Source organism: Streptomyces chumphonensis, assembly GCF_014779715.1.
Taxonomy (GTDB): Bacteria; Actinomycetota; Actinomycetes; order Streptomycetales; family Streptomycetaceae; genus Streptomyces; species Streptomyces chumphonensis.
In genome coordinates, this window is record NZ_JACXYU010000001.1 from 586,108 (window position 1) to 607,044 (window position 20,937).

Consider the following 20,937-nt stretch of genomic DNA (forward strand, 5'->3'; position numbering starts at 1 on the left):
GCCTTGAACTGCGGCAGGTAGCTCTTCATGACCACGAGACGCCCGTTGTCAGATCCTCAGAATCCAGCGTCTCGCGTGTCCAACATCAGGGGTCGAGGCCCGTGAGCCGCACAGGTTGGAGGGAAGCGCACGTTGAAGTGGAACCCGCGCTCCCGGCGTGCCACGTCATATATGCCCGGTCGAAGGCGGCACAGGTGCCAGCGTTCCGTACTTGATCCCTCGAAGGAGCAGTTGTCGGGCTTCGTACCTCCGCAGACCTCTGCTGGCCATCGTCTCCATAAGGCTCTCGACGCTACGTACCGCCCCGGGGGCCATTCCGGTGTCGTCGACCACCTCCGGGACGATTCGCCGCACAGCGTCAAGCAGCGCCGTGTCGTCCGTGCAACGAAGTTGGCCTGAAAGCCCCGGAGAGGCCGTCGCGTAGTGGCCGAATACCTCGTCCGTCTTCGGCGGCCAGCATGGTGCCCTCCTGCTCTGCACGGTCGTTCCCGGGCTGGCCAGTCCACCGAGCAGGGCGTCGATCCGGGGAACGATCACCGGCCAGGCGTACTTCCGTCTTGCACGCTGGCGGCCCTCTTCTCCCATGCCTCTACGTTGCGGCGGGTCGTCTGCCATGTCCCGTAAGGCAGTGGTCAGGAGTTCGAAGTCGACCGCGACTTCGGTCGCCAGTGCGCCGCCAAGGTCCCATTCGGGAACGAACCCGGCTGTATCTCCGAGGTAACCGTCGGACCTCCACGACGTGGGGATCAGCCGGCCGGTCACACCGTCCACCACGGTATCCCGGTAGCCACTCCAGTCGGATGCGATGACGGGCAGGCCGTAGGCCATCGCCTCGATGACTGCCAGCCCGAAGGTTTCCTGGGAGTTGTCGCCGAGCTGGAGGAAGACATCCGCGGCCGAATGCAGGAGCCCTTTGGTCCGCCGGGACGGATTCTCGACGAGAAGGACACGGTGTTCGAGGCCGAGCGCTCTCACCCGGGCGTTCAGCCGGTCGGCTTCTCCGCCCGTCGAATCGCCGGCGATCACCAGCACTCTGGACGGATGACGGTCGAAGGCTTTGAGGAAGGACAGGAGCGGGGTGTTCGGGTCCATCTTCGATCTCGACGCGAGGCGTCCGAAGCACAGGAAGACGGTGGCGCCGTCCGGGATGCCGAGACTCCGGCGTGCCGCAACAGGATCCACGGGGCTCAGCTCGCCGAGTTCGACGCCGAGCGGAATCAGGAACGGTTCGACGCCCCGGCGTTCTTCGGGCACCTTCGGACCCGCCGGGCATGAAGGGTCCCCGGCGATCGAGTCGGACACCCTCGCCCGGAGTCGACGCCATGCCTCGACGGCGCCCCTGCTCGTGCAGATCAGTGTGTCGGAAGCACCGAACAAGTCCGGTCTCACGGTGGACAGCATCGCCGTCTGAAGGGCGTCGGCCCCGTTGAGCGCGTGGCTGAGTCCTACCAGCGGCCACCCGTGCTCACCCCATCGACGGCGAAACACTGCGCCTTCGGCAAGTCGAGTGATCGCCTGAAAGACCACGACCCGTACACCGTCTGGTATCGCGAGCTCCTCGGGGAAGGCCAGCAGCGCCCGTTCGTGGTTGTCGTAGGCGGACAACAGGGCTCGCGCTTCGCGCCGGGCCAGGGTCGGGTTCGGCACGACGATGAACGGCTCGGCGACGGAGTACCGCAGGAGGCTCTGCAGCATCGCGTGCTCGGCGACCTGTGCACCGCCGATGGGCAAGCCGGGGTCCACGTCCTTGAGCCGCTCGTAGTGGGGCGGCAGACCGAGGAAGACGAGTCCGTATGACACTGGCTAAAGCTCCTCCGCTTCGTAACCCAGTCTGCGCATCAGCCCACCGTCCACCTGTTCCAGGGCGGCCTCCATGGCCAGCACGTGATCCCGGCCCACGGCCGGCGGTCCGTCGTCCGGTGGCCCGACCGTTTCGAGGGCCGGCGCACAGTGGTCCCACGGGCTGGGCCGAACGGGATGGGCGGGCAGACGGGCCGGCCGGCGGTCGCGGCCGAGCCCGATGTCCGTCCTCAGCCGCCGCAGGGTCCGACCGCTGTCGTGAACCAGGTCCTCGCACCTGACCACGAGCACGTGCAGGCCCAGGTCTTCCAGCGCGAGCCAGCTCCGGTAGTTCCGGTTGTACCGTGCGATCGCCTCGGTCGGCGCGGTGGGCGTTCGTCGTAGCATCCGCACCTCGAAGCGCCAGAGGCTGGTGAGCCATGCACGGGGGGCTTTGACGGAAACGACCGCGTACAGCCTCCCCGACGCGTAGGCGTCAGCGACCGGTGAAGCCCACCGTCTGATGAACGTCCTCTGCTCCGGACTACGTGGGTCGGTCGTGTCGGACGGGCACACGGTCGTCGTGCGGAGTAGAAACTCGTGTGCGGCGTCGGGGTGGCCGCGGGTCTGCGACCAGATGTGCGCGAAGGGGGCCGGTGGGCTGTGTTTGTCGCCGAGGGCGTGCATCAGCACCAGGAGATCGGAACACTCGTCAGAGAGCAGCATCCGGAGCAGATTGGTGCCCGTCCTCCGCTCTCCGTACTGCTTGACGACGATCAACGCGGGAGCCCCTTCGTCAGGCGCCGGAACGCTCCGACACTCGCCAGGGAGAACAGCAACCGAGTCCGCAGCGCAGGAGTACTCGAGTCGAGAGCGCTCCAATCGACGAGATCGTCCAGCCGTCCCGCCTCTGCCCGCATGAACGCGGTCAAGCGTGGATCACGGTACTCCGCCTGATCGAAGAAGTGACGGTGCGCACCTCCCGAACCGTCCGCGACGGACCAGAGGCGCCGAGGACGGCGGACGCCCTCCGTGGGGAACCGCAGCAGCACCGGTTCCAGCCGGCCGATGAGCTGGCGGTGTATCCGCCCCTTGACTCTGCGGTGCCACGGTGCCGCTAGCGCGATGTCGGACCACGCGTCGGAACAGAAGGGGACGGCCCACTGGGCGAAGCCCGAGACGGCGGCCAGGTCGGTGCCGGACTTGTTCGGCGTCCGCTCGCTGACGAACGCCTGGTCGAGCCCCGGTCCGAGCGTCTTGCGGGCGTCCAGCAGGCGTTCCAGCCGATCGCGCCAGCCTGATTCCCCGAGCACTGCTCGGAGTTCGGGATGAAGAGCCTTGGAATCACGTTCGGTCAGGGCGAGGCCATGGCGCAGCTGCCATCGCCGCAGCGCGTATCGGCCATGCGAAGGCAGCAGCCGCGAGGGAAAGCGTGAAGTGATCTCATCGTAGTAGTTCCTGGCCGCCTCACCGTTGAACCCGAGGAACAGCCGACCTCCCTGCGCGTACCGCGCGAACAGCACCCCGGGCCAGTGACTGACCGGCAGGACGCCGTTCGTCTGATGGACGATCCGGTCGGCCTCACAGAGGAAGTCCGATGCGGTGACCTCGCATGTCACCAGGTCGAGACCGAACTGTCCGGCGATCTTCCGGGCGATCAGCATGTCGTCGGAGTGCGGTTGGCCACATACGAGTGCAGGAGGGCGCACTCCGTTCCGCAGCAGAACCGACAGCAGCAGTCGGGAATCCAGGCCGCCCGTGAGGCACAGCACGTCGCCACCGCCACGCCAGGCCCGCATCACCTCAGACTCCAGCGCGTCACGCAGAGCAGCGACTGAGAAGCGGATTCCGTCCCGCGGACGACCTTCACGGATCAACGTCACCTCACCGCCGTCGACGGTCATCACGGAACCCGGCGGAGTCCGCCGGACGTCCTCTACCACGGTGTCCTCACCGACCACATGGCTGAGCGTGAGAAGATCACCGAGTGCCCGGTAGTTCCATCGCCAGGGCTCACCGGATCGGGCCCAGACTTCGCCGACTGTCGCGCCGTGCACGAGGCCGTTCGAATTGCGCGCGTAGAAGTAGAGCTGCACGCCCCCGCGCGAGGTGACGATCGTCGTCCTCCGCGGCTCGTCCGCGACGATGACGAACTGGCCGGGCGCGTCCAGAATCTCGTGAGGTGCCCCGGCCTCAAGGGACCTCGTCAAGCGCTCGGCCGGCCATCCACATTCACCCCGGACCGTGATATCGATCATTCGCCATGTCCTGTCGACGCTTCGATGTCACGGACCACGACGTCGGTCACGTCCTTCACCGTGCAGCGGCACATGGCGGTCTCATCCGAATCGAACGTGCCGTTCTCGAAAAGCTTGTTGGCCGGTGCGCCGCCACCACACACTGAGAAGTACTCGCATCTCCTTCTGCAACCCTCGACGCCGTCGGCGATCGATGTGGCCTGAGCCTTCAGGCTCGCACTGGCGTGCAGAGACGGCCAGGGCGTCCAGACATCCCCGATGGCGAAGGATCCGTACGCTGAATGCGTGAGCCCGACGAGCTCCGGTGAGAACGTGTAGAGATTGCCGTCAACGTCGACGTTGATGAACCCGAAGGGACGCGCCTGCTCGTTCACCGCACCGAAACCGCTGCCGGCGATCGACCGGCGGATTCGGTCGAACTCCCTTACGGGGATACCGGTGCGCTTCTCCCAGCCGACGAGGCGCTCGAGGAAGCCCTGCCAAGCAGGCTCGAAGTCGGCGGAAGCCAGTGACGCGGACTGGTGGCTGCCTTCGGTTTCCTCCACGTTGAAGCCGACGGACCGCGGAGCCAGATTCTCCAAGAAGTCGAGAAAGCGCTCCTGTCTCCCCAGCGTGGCGGGGGTCACCACGGAGATGGTGTCGAAGGGGACCCCTTCCTCGCGCAGGCGGGCAACCCCACGCATGGCCTTCCGGAAGCTTCCCTCCCCGCGCCGGGTGAGCCTGTGAGCGTCGTTGATCTCCTCCGGGCCGTCGATGCTCACGCCGACCCGGAACGAATGGTTCTTGAAGAGTCGGCACCAATCCCGGTCGACGAGGATGGCGTTCGTCTGCACGCTGTGCCTGACCTCGTAGCGGCCGGACAGACGCGAAGCCATCAGCGCGACCGCCTCCGCGTAGAAGGAAGGCCCTGCGGTGAGGGGTTCGCCCGCGTGCCATCGAACTTCGAGCACCTCGGCGTCGGACTCGGCGGACGCCAGCAACTCAGCCACGGCGTCGACCACTTCCAGTCGCATGACCTCGAACCGGCTCCGGTCGGGTAGGTAGCAGTAGGTGCAGGCGATGTTGCAGAATGGTGTGGCCTGAAGGACCACGTGCTGAACTCCGCCTCTGGTGTTCACCGCGATTGACTCCATGCGTAGTCTCCTGACATGAGCAGAGCGACATCCGCCGATCCGGAGTCGTTGGTCGCCCCGTCGTGGATCAGATTCTGAGGGGCGCACAGGTACGCGTCTCCGGGCTCGAGCCGTATCCTGAACAACGGCTCGCGCGGAAACGCGGAGAGGTACTCCTCCTTCAGGGATACCGAGTCGGTATCCTCAGACCGGCTTTCAGTCGGCTTCCCCAGGCGAGACAACATCCCCCGCACCGTCCACGGCGCGAAGATGAGATATCTGTGACTGAATCCGATGTTCACCGCGAAAAGAATCTGAGAGGAATCCCGGCGGTGCACGGGGAACCTCTGATGATTGTCGATATGGAGACCGACGAAGTGACCGCTGTCGAAGTCGAACGCTGTGGAGATGAGCCCCGGTCGGTTGACGACACAGTCAGCCGGGCCGCGCTCACGGCATCTTATGCCGTAATTCCGGCTGAGGAGATTCTCGATACTGGTGCGAACATGCTCGAGCGCCGCCCGTCGCTCCTCGACCGCACCGCCGGAGAGGGCCGGTAGAAGTCGGCGACGAGCGAGCTCGACGGCATCGGGCCCCACGCATACCGTCGTCACTGCACGGCTGAGCGGTGAGGCAGGCTGCTGCGTCGCCACCGGGCTCGGTGTCACGGAACGGGTTCGCCGCCAGTCCGCGTGAGGAAAATAGGCCGGTGGCCCGCCTGGCGGGCCGCCCTGGTAGATGCCCGGTGTGCATTCCAGTGTCAGGTCGGCGAGGTTGTGCAGTACGACATCCCCGCCCTTGAGGAGTGCCGATCCGATGGGTAGGATGCCGCTACTCATTCACACTCCATCCTGAAGGCGGCCAGTGTGGAATTGGAATTTCCGGGGGACGTGGAATTGATCAGCTGGTTACGTGACACCCCCGACGCCCCAGTGACACTGTCTAGCCGCGGGTCGTACCTGGCGGACGTCTCCGCGCACGGGCGACGGGTGTTCCATCCGCGTTCTCCCTGGGATCCTCCCGCAGGAGAGGCGTGCGGGCGCTGGAGCAGAAGAGACATGAGTGACGGGGAAGATCTTTCCCGCATCGTAGGGATGTTCCATCTCGGAGAGGCGTTCGCCGGCCGGCACCGACGAGAGCTGGTTCGTTCCCTGCGTGCAGCCGGTGGAACGACACAGGTGCCGGGACGGATCACGAGGGCCGCCGCAGAGGAGTGCGTGGCTCTCATCGAGGAGCAGGGCGTTCTCCGCTGCCTGCACAGGGAGCGCGAAGCGATCCACCTGGTGGCGACGTGCAGTCGCGGTACTGCGTATGACTACGGTTCGGGGGCCCACGTCGGACTGCACATCGACAACGAATGGCTGAAAGGGAATTCGTTTCGCCACGAGAGGAATCGCGCCTTCGGAGTGCTCGGCGTGAATCTCGGAACGGCGGAGCGGTATCTGCTCGTCGTCGATCGTTCCGCTGCGCAGATCGCCGGGGAGCTCGGCGAACCGGGCTCGGTGACGGTCGAGCGAATGAAAGACGAGTTCCTCGGAAGATTCCCGCTCTATCCAGTGCTTCAGGTCCGAATCGAGCCCGGCCAGGGCTACTTTTGCAACCCGCAGAACCTCATCCATGACGGCGCGACGAACAACTCCGGACCGGTGGATGTCAGTCTGTTCATCTTCGGGTATTTCGCGGCGATTGCGGGCCGGAACCAACAGCGATGACCGCTGGCGCTTCCGGCCCTTGGAACCGCTCACGGGTGCCGGTTCAGTTTCCCCACGTGCTGTGGGAGTAGCAGGACCCCTCGCTGGTCCCGCCGACGGTTTCCCGGGCCGACTGAATTCGGTTCTCCATCGATCGGACTTCGCCGGTGGACGAGAGCGCGACCGGCGAATCGGCGCGTCCGAGCATCTCCAGAAGTGCGTGATCCTCTTCGGCGGCGTGATTGATCATGGTGTACACGCTCCTTCAAGATCCTGTATTCACTGAGAACACAGTGCGTGGGCACACCCTAGCAACGGCCCCTAGCGGAAGCAATAATTCCATATTTCCCCGAAGCCGTGTGGCTTGATTCTTCGTGCGCACGATGCTCGAAGGTGGATCCGGTGTCGTGTGCAGTTACTGAACTTGTTCATCAGTTCTGAGCAGCGAAAAGGAAGATCACCCAAAGAGCCCGTAACACGATCTTGCCGAGGAATCCTGGTCGGGGCGTGACCGCTGTGACGATTGGGCGTTCGAGATGGTGTGACTACCCGGCCGTGGATCGTGGACGACGACTTGTGGGCTCTGATCGAGCCGTTGCTGCCGCCCAGGCCCGAGCGGTCGTCGGGCCACGGCCGGTACCGGACCGGCTGTGTCTCCAGGGCGTCCTGTACATGCTGAACAACGACATCGCCTGGCAACTGCTGCCTCTGAGGATCGGGTTCGGCTCAGGGCAGACGCGCTGGGGGCGGCTGGACCGCTGGCAGAAGGCCGGGGTCTTCGACCCTCCGACCGCTTCCGCTGCCGGGCAGCCAAGATCCCCGACGAACGTGGCTTTGCGACCAAGGGAGAGCTGGCCCGGGACATCGTCCGCCGCTGCCTGGCCGCAGGCCTGCCCGCCAACCTCGTCTTCGGCCCCGATCCGCCCACCCATCACCGCTGGGTGATGGCCCGCTGCGGTCTTGCCGACCCCTGCGAGATCGCCTACTACCTCGGCCACGCGCCCGTCGGCGTCAAGCCACCCGATCTGGCCGAGGTGGCCGGCGCTCGTAGGGTGATCGGGGAGTGCTTCCGGGCCGCGGAGTTCGTGCGGCTTCAACCTGAACGTGGTGCCACCGAGTCCGGCGGATTGCCATCATTACTTACCAGTGTTGCGCTGGAGCACCACGACTTCGTTGGCCATGCCGAGAATGATGTCACCGCGATGTGCCGCGCCTGCGCAGACCGCCAGAGGTTGAGAAAGCACTGCGACAACGCGGTTTGAAAGCAGGTCCCACACCCGCACCGTTTTGTCGAAACTGGCGGTGACGGCGTGGGGGCGGCCGTCAAGCTCCGTCACCGCCACCCCGTTCACCCCGTCGGTGTGGCCGGTGAGGGTGGCGTGTTCGGTGCCGGTGGTCAGGTCCCACACCCGCACCGTCTCGTCGTTGCTGGTAGTGACGGCGTGGGGGCGGCCGTCGATCTCCGCCACCGCGACCCCGTTGACCCAGCTGGTGTGGCCGGTGAGGGCCGTGCGCTCGGTGCCGGTGGTGAGGTCCCACACCCGCACCGTTTCATCTGCGCTGGTGGTGATGGCGTGGGGGTGACCGTCGATCTCCGTCACCGCCACTCCTCTCACCCCGTCGGTGTGGCCGGTCAGGATGGCGTGTTCAGTGCCGGTGGTCAGGTCCCACACCCGCACCGTCTCATCCCGGCTGGTGGTGATGGCGTGGGGGCGGTCGTCGAGATTCGTCACCGCCACCGCGTTGACCCAGCTGGTGTGGCCGGTGAGGGCCGTGCGCTCGGTGCCGGTGGTGAGGTCCCACACCCGCACGGTCCTGTCGTGGCTGGTGGTGATGGCGTGGGGGCGGTCGTTGAGATCTGTCACCGCCACCGCGTTGACCCAGTGGGTGTGGCCGGTGAGGGTGGCGTGTTCAGTGCCGGTGGTCAGGTCCCACACCCGTACCGTCTTGTCGTTGCTGGTGGTGATGGTGTGGGGGTGGCCGTCGATCTCCGTCACCGCGACCGCGTTGACCCAGTTGGTGTGGCCGGTGAGGGCCGTGCGCTCGGTGCCGGTGGTGAGGTCCCACACCCGCACGGTCTTGTCGTGGCTGGTGGTGATGGCGTGGGGGCGGTCGTTGAGATTTGTCACCGCCACCGCGTTCACTCCGTGGGTGTGGCCGGTGAGGGTGGCGTGTTCAGTGCCGGTGGTCAGGTCCCACACCCGCACCGTCTCGTCGTTGCTGGTCGTGACGGCGTGGGGGCGGCCGTCGAGATTCGTCACCGCCACCGCGTTCACTCCGTCGGTGTGGCCGGTGAGGGTGGCGTGTTCAGTGCCGGTGATCAGGTCCCACACCCGCACCGTCCCGTCGTTGCTGGTCGTGACGGCGTGGGGGCGGCCGTCGATCTCCGCCACCGCCACTCCTCTCACCGGGTCAGTGTGGCCGGTGAGGATGGCACGCTCGGTGCCGGTGATCAGGTCCCACACCCGCACCGTCTCATCCCGGCTGGTCGTGACGGCGTGGGGGCGGCCGTCGAGTCTTGTCACCGCCACCGCGTTCACTCCGTCGGTGTGGCCGGTGAGGGTGGCGTGTTCGGTGCCGGTGATCAGGTCCCACACCCGCACCGTCCCGTCGTTGCTGGTCGTGACGGCGTGGGGGCGGCCGTCGAGATTTGTCACCGCCACCGCGTTCACTCCGTCGGTGTGGCCGGTGAGGGTGGTGCGCTCGGTGCCGGTGGTCAGGTCCCACACCCGCACCGTCTTGTCCCGGCTGGTGGTGGCGGCGTGGGGGCGGCCGTCGAGTCTTGTCACGGCCACCGCGTTCACTGGGTTGGTGTGGCCGGTCAGGGTGGCGCGGTGAGAGGGGTGGACGAGGGTGCCGGTGGCCCAGCGGGGTGTCCAGGGACGAGTGCGGGCGAGGCTCGTGGCGAGGTCGGGTTGCTGGTAGCGGGCGGCGTCGATGGCGAGGACGTCGCGGCGGGCGGATGGGGCGAGTGGGGCGTGGACGGCTGCGGAGGCGCGGTAGACGGCTGCGGTGGTGCGGTCGGCTCTACCGGTGGTGGTGTCCAGGGCACGGAGTAGGGCAGCGGGGTGCGCGTGGACGAGGTATTCGGGGTCGTTCAGGAGGGTGGGGAGGGTGCCTCCTGCCGCGGCGTGCGAGGCCGCGTGCTGGCGGACGTAGGGGTGGGCTGCGTGCCAGTCGTTCACGCCGGTGGCCGGATCATGGTGGACCAGGGTGGTGAGAGTGCGTGCAATGGTGGCGTGGTCGTCGTGTTCGTGGCTGGTACGGCGCAGGTGTTCGGCCATGGTCTCGTGAAAGAGGCGATAGGCGGACCCGTCCGGCGTGGGGGTTTCGATGATGTAGGCCCCGGCATGGCGGTGTAGCCAGTCCAGGTCGTCCTGGGGGCAGGGCCGACCGGACAGGGCCTCGGCAAGCGGTCCCCAGATCGTGGACCAGGGCAGGCCGGCACCCTGCGCATAGGCCAGCGGGCGCAGGAGCCGTTCCACCTTGGGACTGTCGTCGCCGAAGCGGTCGAGGTAGGCAGCGAAGGCCTCCCTTGCGTCGCTGGGCAGGCGTTCGCGCCATTCCGGCTGGGTGGTGTCGATGTGGATCTGGCCGTGGACGAGGGCGCGGGCGGTCATCCGGGCCACTAGGTAGGAGAACCGTGCGCGTGCGGCGATGCCATCGGCGATGGTGGCGGCCAAGTCCGGCCGATGGCGGTAGGGAGAGCGGCTGTCCGGGTCCTGGGTGTCTTCGAGGAGGACGCGGGCGTAGGCAGCGATGTCGTTTCGGCTGATGTAGGCGGGTTTGTCGAGATCGATGACCTGGATGGCATGGCCGAGGGAGGGAACCTGGGGGCGACGGGTTCCGACGACGAGCCGTACCGGGGGCAGGAACGAGAGGGGGTGGAGGAGTTCGCGGGCGATGCGGTTGCCCTCCCTCGTGTCGCCGGCGGTTCCGGCCTCGTCGAGGGAGTCCACGACGACAGCCACCGGTGTAGTCCTGTCGGCCATCGCAGCCAGGACGTCGTCGCGGTCGGCCGGAGCGGGCAGGCGCAGGGCCGAGGCCAGGTCGGCCACCAGGTCGTCCAGCGTGACCCGGCGCGCGTGCAGGACGATCACCAGCCGGGAGACGACTGACGAAGGCTCGGCACCCGCCTGTCTTGTTCCGGATTCCGGGGTATCGGGGTCGGTGAGCGTCAGGAGACGACCCAGCAGGGCGGACTTGCCCGAGCCGGGGTCTCCGGTGATGACACGCGCTTTGCGGTCGTGATCACGGCTGGGGGAGTTGAGGAACGCCGTGAGTTCGTGCAGGGCGCGGGCGCGACCGGTGAAGTAGTCGCCGCGTTCGCCGGCGTGTTCCACACCGCGGCTGCGCGGGCCGAAGTGCCCGCTGTGGCGGCGGCGCAGCCCGGCGATGCTGGCGAGGTCGATGCCGTCGGCCGGTAAACCGGGCAGAAAGAGAGGGCTGGGGAAGAAGGGGTCCTGGCCGTCAGTTTCGGTCGTGGTCAGCCGGGCCTGCTGGCGGGGGCGGTGGACCTTGAAGTGGGCGTTGACGCGTTCGGTGACCTCGCGCACGCTCATAAACTGCTGGCTGGCGCCATGACGGCGGTGAGCGAAGACGTCCCCGAGGGCGTCGACGAAGACGTTCTCCTTGGCGCGTTCCTTGGCACGGGCCGCGGCCAGGTGCCAGCGATTGGCCCGCCCGCGGTGCAGGTCCGCCAGACCGAGGGCGAGCCGGCTGATGTCCGCGGTCCCGGCTCCGGCGTAGCAGGTGTCCAGCATGACCAGCAGGTGGCCGACCTTGCTCATCACCAGCGGGCGGGCCAGATCTTCGGCCGCCAGCGCTCTCGAGGTGCGGCCTGGCCTGCTGTCGGTGCACAGCAGGTAGTGGCGGTCCTCCTCGCAGACGCCGTGCCCGGCGAAGTACACCACCACCACATCCTCCGGCTCCAGGCAGGTCCCCAGGGCCCAGTCCTCGATGCCTTCCACGAGGTCGTCCCGGGCCGGATCGTGGGCGAGCCGGGTGAGGACGGACTCGTACCCCATCGGCTCCAGCAGGGCTCGGACCCGCCGCACATCCGTTTCGACGCCGGGCAGAGCGTCCAGGCCCGGGTTGTGGAAGCGGCCGACGCCAGCCGCGATCAAGTACCGCCGCCCGGGTAAGGCTTGTCCGGCCGCTGTGGTGGTCGTCATGCCGGCGCCGCCTGGAGACCGGCGGCGACGGCGGTCGCGGTCTTCGGGGCGGTCAGGTAGCGCTGGAAGTCGTGCATCCGTACGCCGTTGGTGATCGTCCGATCCTCCACCAAACCTGCGGGGCCGGACACGAAACGCGAGGCCAGCGAGCCCACCAGAGCGACGACGTCACCGGGATCGGCCACGTTCGTCCAGCGCACCACACCACCGGGCCACGCCCCACGCCCCTCCACCGGCAACGGGCTCAAGCGACGGAAGACCACCGGCAGTCCAAGCGGCGACCCCACCGTCACGAGATCCGTCACCGGCCACCCGGGGTTCTCGCACAACGTCTCGTAGGCGACCACCGACCCCAACGAATTCGCCACCAGCACCCGCGTGTCCGCACCGATCTGATCCCCCACCGCAGCACGGGCCGCCCGCCGAACCTGGGGCTCGTCCATGTAGCGGCGCACCTGCTTCAACTCCGCCACCAGCATCCGCTTCGACACCGGCTGGAAGAAACGCACCTCCGACAGGGCGTTCAGTGCCCCGCGCACCCACCGGGACAGCAGCAGCCGAGACACGGCGAACCCGGCCGGCCCCCGCGTCCCCTCCTCATCAGGAGGAGACACCCCGTCATCCAGTTCGGCCGCCCGCCGCCACCACGCAGCAAGGAGGTCCGCCTCCAAACCGTCCACCACATCGTGCTCATCCCACGGCGGCAGATCACCCGACCGGCTACCCGGCTCGACGAAGACGTCCCCGTAGAACGCACACGCCACATCGTCCGGCTGGAGCGCCATGCCCGACGCCAGCCTGACACCGTCACGGAGCGCGGCCCCCAGCCGCAACGACAGCAGCTCCGGCCCCTCGAACTGTTGAGCAATTCCGTGCACCAGCACAACACGCCCCACATCGGCCCTTCCCCGAGCACGATCCCTAAGCATTCAGCGTAGGCGCCCCGCCACAGACTCGACCGGCCGATCCGCGAAATCACGCTCCCGTTGATGGGCCCCTTTACGTAGACACCGATCAGGTTGACGGAGCCCTCATGCGCTGGAGCGACGAGGTCCACAGGCATCGGCCGTCGCCTCAGGAGCCACCAGGCCATCAAGTTCGTACAGATGTCCACTTGCCAGCAGCAGTCGTGCACAATCCCCGGCCTGGAACAGCCTGGGAACGATGGCTCTCGAACGTCCTGACCGACGCAGACTGGACGCCCCGTTTGAGCGGGCTGACGGCAGCGGCGACAGACTTCATCGGAGCGCCCGCAGGGACGTTGCCGCAAACGCTACGATGGCCCTTTTGAGCTGCCACCGCACCCCACGCCGACCACAAAGCGAGCACCTTATGAGCGATTTGCCGGATTCGGTGAAAGTCATGGAAAACTCGCGTCGCACGCTATAAACCCGCAGGTCACGCAGTCTGCTCCCCGCACGCGCGGGGATGGTCCCGCCTCGGAGCGGATGGTCGCGGCGCAGGCCCGCTGCTCCCCGCACGCGCGGGGATGGTCCCGGCAGCTTCCAGTACCGGGTGGTGAACCTCTTCTGCTCCCCGCACGCGCGGGGATGGTCCCGACGACTGGGCCCGCTTCGCCAACGAGACCCGCTGCTCCCCGCACGCGCGGGGATGGTCCCGGGTGACAGCAGTTCGCGCCCCAGCATTCGGCCTGCTCCCCGCACGCGCGGGGATGGTCCCCACCTGAACCTTGCCGGGCCGCTCGCTTTTCGCTGCTCCCCGCACGCGCGGGGATGGTCCGCGCCCGCAGCCCGTCCGGCGACGTGTCGGCGTCTGCTCCCCGCACGCGCGGGGATGGTCCTGGCTACCAGCTTGCCGCCGTCGTCCGGATTCGCTGCTCCCCGCACGCGCGGGGATGGTCCGTGGTTCTCGTGGCGTAGCTGCCGCAGCCGGGCCTGCTCCCCGCACGCGCGGGGATGGTCCGTGGTTCTCGTGGCGTAGCTGCCGCAGCCGGGCCTGCTCCCCGCACGCGCGGGGGTGGTCGGGGTTGGTCCCGCCACGGGCAGCGTGGCGTACTCGTACGCCACGCTGCCTCCTCCTGTGGTGGGCGCGGGCTGCCGAGGGCGTGGTCGGCGGCCCCGACGGGAAGAGAGACTGTGTTCGGTGTAGGCGGGCGTTCAGCCCGGACCGGGGGAGGGCCGTGCTCCGCATCCACTTCACCGATGTCGACCTCGGCCGCTTGCGCATCGCCACCGGGCCCGACGCCATGTGGGAAACCGTGCTCAGCCTGCACCATCTCGTCTCGCCCAGCACCTTCTTCGGTCCCTGGCAGCGGGTCACGCGGCGTGCGCTGGCCGAGGCGAGGCTCGGTCAGGACGTTCATCTGCTGACGGCCCTCTCCCCGATCAGCGCTTACTTTCCGGACTTTCTGACGCCAGCCGGGCCGGTCAGTGACTTCGGGGCCGGGGTTGAGGAGGTGTTGTCCACCTCTCGGAGCCAACTCCGAGAGGAGATCACCCTCCTGGCTGACGGACGCACCGATCCGCCCGCTTGGCTCGATGACATCTCCGCCGGACGCTCGCGAGCGCTGCGCCGTCTCGGGGTCGCGCTCCGCCGATACCACGCCGTCGCCCTGGCGCCCTACCGGACGACCGTCGCGGCGCATATCGACCGCGAGACGACGCGCCATACGGAACGCGCGCTGGGCGACGGCACCGAAGCCGTGCTCGGTCGGCTGGGGCCCCGCCTCCGCTGGCGTCCCCCGGTTCTGGAGGCCGACTACCCCTTCCCGAAGGAGATTCGTCTCGACGGACGCGGGCTCTGCCTCGTCCCCAGTTTCTTCATCAACTACTACCCGATCACCTTGGCGGACCCCGACCTCACGCCTGTTCTGGTCTACCCCGTCACACGGGGCCCCGTCTGGGTGCCCGAACGGTGCGGCACCACCTCCCGGCGGGACGACCCGCTCGCCGAACTTCTCGGCGCCACGCGCGCGGCGCTCCTGCGTCTGCTGGACGAGCCCGCGACGACCACGGTGCTCGCCACGCGGGCCCACACCTCCCCGTCCTCGGTCAGCCGCCACACCGGTGCCCTGCGGCGCGCCGGGCTCGTCGCATCCGACCGACGTGGGATGCACGTGCTGCACGTCCGCACGTCGCTCGGTACGGCTCTGGTGCACGGCCGCTGAACCTTTGCGCCACAACGCAAAGGGTTCGGCGGCGGCTCCCGCGTTCGTAGCGTCGTCTCGGACGAACCAGGAGGGGGTCTCATGCGGGGAACGACCATCGCCGCTCTGGGCACGACGATCGCTCTCGTCTGCGCGGCACTCGCCGGGTGCGGTGACGGCGGCGACCCCGCTACCAGGGAGGCGCCTCCCGGACGCGAACTGACGGGCCGGGAGAAGAGCCGACTGGACCGTGCCGAGGAACTGCTTGTCGCACGCTGCATGGCCGAACACGGCTTCCGGTACACGCCGAGCGAGCCCGCCGACGCGGAAACGGGCGGAGGTGGCGGCTACGTCCTGGACGACGTGGAGTGGGCCCGCGAGCACGGCTACGGCGGCGAACTTCGCCGGAAGGTCCTCACCGCCCGCAAGGACAACCCCAACCTGACGTACCGGGCCTCCCTCTCCGAGGACCGGCTCCGGGCATACACCGCCGCCCTGGGGGGCCGCCCGTCCGAGGGGATGCTCTCCGTGGAGCTGCCCGGAGGTGGCACCATCAGAACCGCACGAGGCGGTTGCCGCGCCACGGCTCAGGAGGAGCTGTACGGCCACCGGGAGACGTGGTTCCGCGTCGACAAGGTCCACGGCAACCTCGCGCCTCTCTACCTGCCGGACCTCGTGCAGGACGAACGCTTCACCGACGCCGTCGAGGCATGGGCCCGCTGCATGCGCGCGGCCGGGCACGACTACGCCGAGCCCCCGCACATCCGCGCTCAGCTCCCCACGCTCACCGAGGGCCTCAGCGCCCGGGACGCACACGATGTCGAGGTCGGACTCGCCGTCGCGGAGGCCACCTGTGCCCGAGACACCGGGCTGGCCCACACCGCGCGCGCCCTGCACGACGAGTACCGGGCGCCCGTGGCTCAGCAGTACGCCGAGGAGCTGACCACACACCATCACATGCGGCTCGCGGCCCTGAAACAGGCGAAGCAGGTCATCTCTTCCCAGGCATGACCTCGCCGCACCCCCACGAACCCCCGCGGCGACCGTCCGCGGGTACGGAGAAGGAGATCACCATGCGCAGAACCCGTCCCGTCCTCGCCGTCGTCGGACTGGCCTTCGCCACCGCACTCGGCCCTCTGCTCCCGGCGTCCTCGGCTGCGGCCGGAGAGAGGGACACCCAGGGCGCCGGCTGCGACAGTGAGTACTGGAAGTACGCCAACGACGGAAACGTCCGGGCCTACAGCGGGAACGACTGCTCCGGCCTCCTCGGTTCCAGCCCGGGGAACGACTCGAACTGGGGCAACAGCGCCGGAGGGTTCCGGGGTTCGGACAACAACGCGGCGTCGTCAGTGCTCAACACCGGCGTCCAGGACGCCTACGACACGGTGGCCTTCTACGACGCCTACAACTACGACTTCACGAGCAGCGGCTACGGCTGCCTGAAGCGAAACGAGCTCTACGCCGACAAGCTCACGGACAACAACTTCAGTCGCGGAGACGGCAACGGCGGCGGCCTCTGGTACGCCGACATGGACGACTCCATCTCCTCCCACCAGTGGGTCGGAGACGGCGCGTGCTGGTCCGGGGGCTTCATCAACTGACCTGACCCGGTGAGGGGGGCGAGCATGTGGCATCGGCGTTGCACGCCGGTGCCACACCGCTCCCCTGCGGCACGTTCCGGTGCCACGACGGCAGGCGCAGGAGGCCGGCGCGGCGACCGGCGTGAACCGCCGTCGCGACGACTGGCAGCGTGCAGAGTCGCGGCCAACCGGTGACGCGTTCGTTCCACCATCGACCGGCACGGAGCCGGGCAGGCCACGTCGAGGTCCACAACGTCCGCCGCGCAACATGCTCTTCGACACATAGGCACACGGAAACGGTGGCGGACGCACCCGGTTCGGGGGCCAACTGCGGTGACCACCGACTTCGTCGGAGCGCCCGCAGGAACGTCACCCCGAACGCTACGATGACCCCTTTGAGCTGCCACCGCACCCCGCACCGACCACAAAGCGAGTACCTTATGAGCGATTTGCCGGACTCAGCGAAAGTCATGGAAAACTCGCGTCGCACACCATAAACCCGCAGGTCACGCAGTCTGCTCCCCGCACGCGCGGGGATGGTCCCACCCGACAACTGGACGGGCTGGCGGGCGTGTTCTGCTCCCCGCACGCGCGGGGACGGTCCCGAGGGGTCGACTCCGTCGGGGACGACCTGCGGCTGCTCCCCGCACGCGCGGGGATGGTCCCGTGAGCACTCGGCGTACCGGGGAGAGAGGGTGTCTGCTCCCCGCACGCGCGGGGATGGTCCCCTGCCGTTTCGCATTCTCGACCCTGGCGACGCCTGCTCCCCGCACGCGCGGGGATGGTCCCTCGCGGCTCGTTGTCGTCGCACGCGAGTCCCTCTGCTCCCCGCACGCGCGGGGATGGTCCTCGGGGGACCAGCTCACCGACCACGAGACGCGGCTGCTCCCCGCACGCGCGGGGATGGTCCCGCCCAGTCGGAGTCGATGTAGTCCTGCGCCGGCTGCTCCCCGCACGCGCGGGGATGGTCCCGCCGAGTCGTCGTGTGGGGCACGCCCGGACCCTGCTCCCCGCACGCGCGGGGGTGGTCCCCGCAGTACCCGACGATGTCGCCGGTGGGTGGTGCTGTCTGCGGCTCTCACGGCCGGTGTCTCAGCGGGTTGGTGCCGCTGTCAGCCGGTGGCGGGAGGGTAGACGCTGTCGACCGTGTCCTGGTCGGTGGTGGTCTGCCACTCCATGACCTTGCTGCCGTCGGTGCGTTCCAGCACGTAGCGGTCGGCACGGAACCAGATGCTCTGGGCCAAGCGCTTGCCGTTGGCCGGGTAGGAACGCTCCACCGTGACCGTGGTGCTGCTGGATTTGGTGGTCTCGGTAGCGACCCTGGTCCGCAGTTGATAGCTGACGGTGGTACTGAGGGAGGCGGAGAAGCCCTTGTACTCCATCGAGGTTTCGGCGGTGACGGAAATTCCGGTGGTGGACTCCACCTCACGGGCGTTGGTGGTGGACATGCCCACGGTCGTGCTCTGGGTCTCCGTCTTGGCGATCTGGCCGCTGTGGTCGTAGGAGTAGACGACCTTGTAGAAGCCGTACCTCTTGAGGAGGTAGAAGGGGCTCTCCCGGGCCTTGCGGGCCTGTCCCAGAGCGTGGTCGGTGACCAGGGGGGAGGGGAGGACGGTCGTGCCGATGAGGACCTCAGGAGTCGTGTCGGGGTTGGGCCTGGCGTACCCGGTGGGCGCCGGGACAGGGTTGGCGGCCTTGTTCGTCGGGCCGACTTCCGCCTTGGTGATCCGGTCGTAGGTGGCCTCGCGTTCCAGCTCCCAGATCTGGGACTCCCCGTCCTTGCCGGACACCCGGTAGTACTTGTTGACCTGACCGTTGCCGTTGCCGAAGCCGTCGGGGGTGAGGAAGAGGCCGCCGTTCTTGTTGCTGAGCGTGTATCCGGTACCTTCCGGACGCAGAATCCAGATCTGACTGTTGCGGACGGCGACGTTCGAGGTGTTCTGCGGGTTGTCGAGGTTGACCCGCACGGTGCCGCTTGAGTAGTTGTCCGCAGTCAGAATGGTTCCGCCGACCTTCTGTTCGATCAGGTACTCGCCGTTGTCCAGACTCAGCACGTTCCAGGTCTGAGCCAGCCGGCCCTGACCGCTCGCGACGGACCGGTAGATCGTCGCGTAGCTGCTCGGGCTGAAGTCCGCACTCGTCAGGTACAGCCCCGTGCGCTTGTTCTTCAGCCGGTACGAGTAGCCCAGTTCCGGAGTCACCGCAGGCATCGTCAGTTCCCCTCCTCGTGCACTGTGACACGGGGAAACTACACACCGTCCACGGTCGGCGACAGAGGGCGAATTCCGGCCGCAGGCGGAAACCGATACCTTGACGGGACTGGTCTGAGGTGCCCCGATTGCGGTGGAGCCGGATTGCGGGACACTCCGTCGACCGGCGCTCCCGGGGACCTCCTTCAGACTCGCAAGCACGCGCATGAGTTCCGCCACCGGTCGTCGATCCAGCCGGGCCCAGCCAGGCCGTCCCACCGGCTGCGATGACCTTGGCGCCAGAAGGAGCCCTGCCGACTTGGCCCGCCAAGGAAGCCGATGTCCTTGTACCGGAGTTTCTGGTTGACGAACGCTCGGTCACCGCTGTTGCGCGCACGCAAAGGGACTCTCCAGGCCGACCTTGAGAGACGGCCGACCTGGAGGGGGTGGTTCTCACCGACGTCGGGAAGTCGGTGTCAGCACCCGCCGGGCAACAGCGGCGCGCTGAGGCGCTTCAGCGCCCGGGTCGACCCGGATACTCCAATGAGTGTTTCGAAGGCTCGGAGGTCAGGCCGGTCACGAAGGCGGACCAGTCGGCAGGGGTGAACACCAGCACCGGGCCGTTGGGGGTCTTGCTGTCCCGGACCGGTATGACGCCGGGAACGCTTACGCCGACCTCCAGGCACTCTCCCCCGTTGCTGCTGCTGTAGCTGCTCTTCCTCCACGTAATGGGCATCAGAATCCCTTCGCGATCATTAGGGCTTGAGCTGGTCGGACGACACCCCCGCGACGAAGGCGGACCAGTCGCCGGCCGTGAACGACAGCGCTGGGCCGTTCGGGTCCTTGCTGTCACGGACGGGGATGACTCCCGGGATGCCCACACCGACCTCCAGGCAGTTCCCACCATTGCTGCTGCTGTAGCTGCTCTTACGCCAGCTGACAGCCAGTTCCTTCGCAGTGTTCATCTGGTTCGGTACCTCACGATGTAAGTACGGATCAGCTCGGCAGAATCCTCGTGCGACAGGGCCTGGGCCCTGAGCAGATCATAGGCGTGGCGGGCGTGCGAGAGTTCGTGCGCTTCCAGCCCAATTCGACCTTGCGAGAAGCCGTCAACGTAGAGAACGTCCGGAGCCTCATCCAGGCTGAGCACCGTGAAGGCTCCTTCTACTCCTGGGTGCGCGGTCACACGTTCGGGCACCACCTGGATGACTGTCCTCGGTTCCTCCCCCGCCGTGAGCAGCCGTTCAAGTTGCCTCACCATGACCTGATGGCCGCCGATGGGACGCCGGAGGACCTGTTCGTCGAGGACGAACCAGGCGCGGGGTCGATCGTCGTCCTCCAGGATCGGCTGACGGCTCAGGCGTGCCGCGACGAGGGCGTTTAGGTTGTCCGGGCGGCCACTTGCCAGCAGCGGTCGTGCGTAGTCCTCGGCCTGGAGCAGTCCGGGGACGACCTGACTCTCGAACGTTTTGATCGACTTCGCCTCCCGCTCCAGTTCGACGTACGGGAGGAACCACTGCGGGTAGGCGTAGCGGAGGACGAGGGGGTGGAGGCGGGTGAGGTGGCCGTCGGTGTTGAGGGCGGTGTCGAGGTCGCGCGTCAGTTCCTCGGACGGTACGCGCTGGGCGGCCTCCAGTTTGCTGATCATCGACTGGGTGGTGTGGGCGCGCTTCGCGGTCTCGCCCTGGGAGAGGCCCGCTTCGGTGCGGAGTCGGCGGAGCTCGGAGCCGAAGAAGGCGAGCATGGACGACGAAGGGTCCGGTCCTTCGATTTCAACTGCCATGGTGTGTTCCCCTCATGACTGTTCGGTGGTCATAACCGCCGTGGATGACTGACAGTTAGTCATCAGGCCCCCGCTTTTCGAGCCTACGCCGTTCGGTAATGCTGTGAGTGCGAAACGTGAAAGCACGGCGGATGGGACGGGAACCGGTGGATGAAGTCGAGCGGGCCGAACGGGTGTGTGGGGAGCTGGATTCCGCGTTGAGGGCTGCGGGAATCGTGCTGCCGTCCCTGGGCTTGGACGTGGCCTCGTGTGCGAGCGTGCCGCC

16 protein-coding genes, 2 pseudogenes and 2 CRISPR repeat arrays are annotated in these 20,937 nt (G+C 67.6%); of the genes and pseudogenes, 6 read left to right on the forward strand and 12 right to left on the reverse strand.

Annotated elements, in window-relative coordinates; genetic code table 11:
• Positions 1-165 precede the first annotated feature (165 nt).
• Genes IF129_RS02410 through IF129_RS02430 form a run of 5 tightly spaced genes read right to left on the reverse strand, consistent with a single transcriptional unit; the run spans position 166 to position 5,988 of the window.
• Positions 166-1,800 (reverse strand): glycosyltransferase family 4 protein, encoded by a 1,635-nt coding sequence (locus IF129_RS02410; protein WP_191207706.1) that lies wholly within the window; start codon positions 1,798-1,800, stop codon positions 166-168.
• Positions 1,801-1,803: 3 nt separating this feature from the next.
• Entirely contained in the window at positions 1,804-2,559 is a 756-nt protein-coding gene (locus IF129_RS02415) for a hypothetical protein (protein ID WP_191207707.1), read from the reverse strand.
• Positions 2,556-4,037, reverse strand: a complete 1,482-nt coding sequence (locus IF129_RS02420; protein WP_191207708.1) for an asparagine synthase-related protein — start codon at positions 4,035-4,037, stop codon at positions 2,556-2,558. Before IF129_RS02420 ends, IF129_RS02415 begins: the two co-directional genes overlap by 4 nt.
• Positions 4,034-5,170 carry a cyclophane-forming radical SAM/SPASM peptide maturase GrrM/OscB gene (gene grrM / locus IF129_RS02425; protein WP_191207709.1) on the reverse strand — a complete coding sequence of 379 codons (1,137 nt, stop codon included), beginning with the start codon at positions 5,168-5,170 and terminating at the stop codon, positions 4,034-4,036. Before grrM ends, IF129_RS02420 begins: the two co-directional genes overlap by 4 nt.
• The gene (locus IF129_RS02430) at positions 5,152-5,988 is read right to left on the reverse strand and encodes a hypothetical protein (protein WP_191207710.1); all 837 of its coding nucleotides are present in this window, start codon (positions 5,986-5,988) and stop codon (positions 5,152-5,154) included. Before IF129_RS02430 ends, grrM begins: the two co-directional genes overlap by 19 nt.
• Positions 5,989-6,366: 378 nt before the next feature.
• On the opposite strand from IF129_RS02430, the gene IF129_RS02435 reads away from it, so the two are divergent.
• Positions 6,367-6,861 carry a hypothetical protein gene (locus IF129_RS02435; RefSeq protein WP_191207711.1) on the forward strand — a complete coding sequence of 165 codons (495 nt, stop codon included), beginning with the start codon at positions 6,367-6,369 and terminating at the stop codon, positions 6,859-6,861.
• Positions 6,862-6,904: 43 nt separating this feature from the next.
• Here IF129_RS02435 and IF129_RS02440 read toward each other — a convergent pair whose 3' ends face one another.
• On the reverse strand, positions 6,905-7,090 hold the full coding sequence (locus IF129_RS02440; RefSeq protein WP_191207712.1) for a hypothetical protein: 186 nt from the start codon (positions 7,088-7,090) through the stop codon (positions 6,905-6,907).
• A gap of 326 nt (positions 7,091-7,416) precedes the next feature.
• Between IF129_RS02440 and IF129_RS27135 the strand changes: the two are divergent.
• Both IF129_RS27135 and IF129_RS27140 read left to right on the forward strand, forming a co-directional pair.
• Positions 7,417-7,611, forward strand: a pseudogene (locus IF129_RS27135) (transposase); the annotation flags it as partial.
• A 14-nt stretch (positions 7,612-7,625) separates the two neighbouring features.
• Positions 7,626-7,922 (forward strand): annotated as a pseudogene (locus IF129_RS27140) (hypothetical protein); the annotation flags it as partial.
• Between the two features lie 54 nt (positions 7,923-7,976).
• On the opposite strand, the gene IF129_RS26655 reads toward IF129_RS27140, so the two are convergent.
• Positions 7,977-11,966: a caspase family protein gene (locus IF129_RS26655; protein ID WP_191207714.1), complete on the reverse strand. Its 3,990-nt coding sequence runs from the start codon at positions 11,964-11,966 to the stop codon at positions 7,977-7,979.
• A gap of 44 nt (positions 11,967-12,010) precedes the next feature.
• Positions 12,011-12,898, reverse strand: a complete 888-nt coding sequence (locus IF129_RS02455) for an antibiotic ABC transporter ATP-binding protein (protein WP_318153499.1) — start codon at positions 12,896-12,898, stop codon at positions 12,011-12,013.
• 523 nt (positions 12,899-13,421) lie between these two features.
• A CRISPR array of direct repeats spans positions 13,422-13,999; the repeat unit is 29 nt; unit sequence CTGCTCCCCGCACGCGCGGGGATGGTCCC.
• A 194-nt stretch (positions 14,000-14,193) separates the two neighbouring features.
• On the opposite strand from IF129_RS02455, the gene IF129_RS02460 reads away from it, so the two are divergent.
• From IF129_RS02460 to IF129_RS02470, 3 genes are all read left to right on the forward strand, one after another.
• Positions 14,194-15,141 (forward strand): ArsR/SmtB family transcription factor, encoded by a 948-nt coding sequence (locus tag IF129_RS02460; protein WP_191207716.1) that lies wholly within the window; start codon positions 14,194-14,196, stop codon positions 15,139-15,141.
• Positions 15,142-15,222: 81 nt separating this feature from the next.
• Complete coding sequence (locus IF129_RS02465; protein WP_191207717.1) at positions 15,223-16,131, forward strand: hypothetical protein; 909 nt, start codon at positions 15,223-15,225, stop codon at positions 16,129-16,131.
• Positions 16,132-16,193: 62 nt separating this feature from the next.
• Positions 16,194-16,721 (forward strand): hypothetical protein, encoded by a 528-nt coding sequence (locus IF129_RS02470; RefSeq protein ID WP_191207718.1) that lies wholly within the window; start codon positions 16,194-16,196, stop codon positions 16,719-16,721.
• A 494-nt stretch (positions 16,722-17,215) separates the two neighbouring features.
• A CRISPR array of direct repeats spans positions 17,216-17,732; the repeat unit is 29 nt; unit sequence CTGCTCCCCGCACGCGCGGGGATGGTCCC.
• An 80-nt stretch (positions 17,733-17,812) separates the two neighbouring features.
• Here the strand turns inward: IF129_RS02470 and IF129_RS02475 are convergent.
• The 4 genes from IF129_RS02475 to IF129_RS02490 form a co-directional block, all read right to left on the reverse strand.
• The gene (locus IF129_RS02475; protein ID WP_191207719.1) at positions 17,813-18,910 is read right to left on the reverse strand and encodes an RICIN domain-containing protein; all 1,098 of its coding nucleotides are present in this window, start codon (positions 18,908-18,910) and stop codon (positions 17,813-17,815) included.
• Between the two features lie 493 nt (positions 18,911-19,403).
• A complete protein-coding gene (locus IF129_RS02480) occupies positions 19,404-19,625 on the reverse strand; it encodes a DUF397 domain-containing protein (protein WP_191207720.1) in 222 nt (73 codons plus the stop codon).
• A 19-nt stretch (positions 19,626-19,644) separates the two neighbouring features.
• Positions 19,645-19,854 (reverse strand): DUF397 domain-containing protein, encoded by a 210-nt coding sequence (locus IF129_RS02485; protein WP_191207721.1) that lies wholly within the window; start codon positions 19,852-19,854, stop codon positions 19,645-19,647.
• Positions 19,851-20,672: a helix-turn-helix domain-containing protein gene (locus tag IF129_RS02490; RefSeq protein ID WP_191207722.1), complete on the reverse strand. Its 822-nt coding sequence runs from the start codon at positions 20,670-20,672 to the stop codon at positions 19,851-19,853. Before IF129_RS02490 ends, IF129_RS02485 begins: the two co-directional genes overlap by 4 nt.
• Positions 20,673-20,937 lie beyond the last annotated feature (265 nt).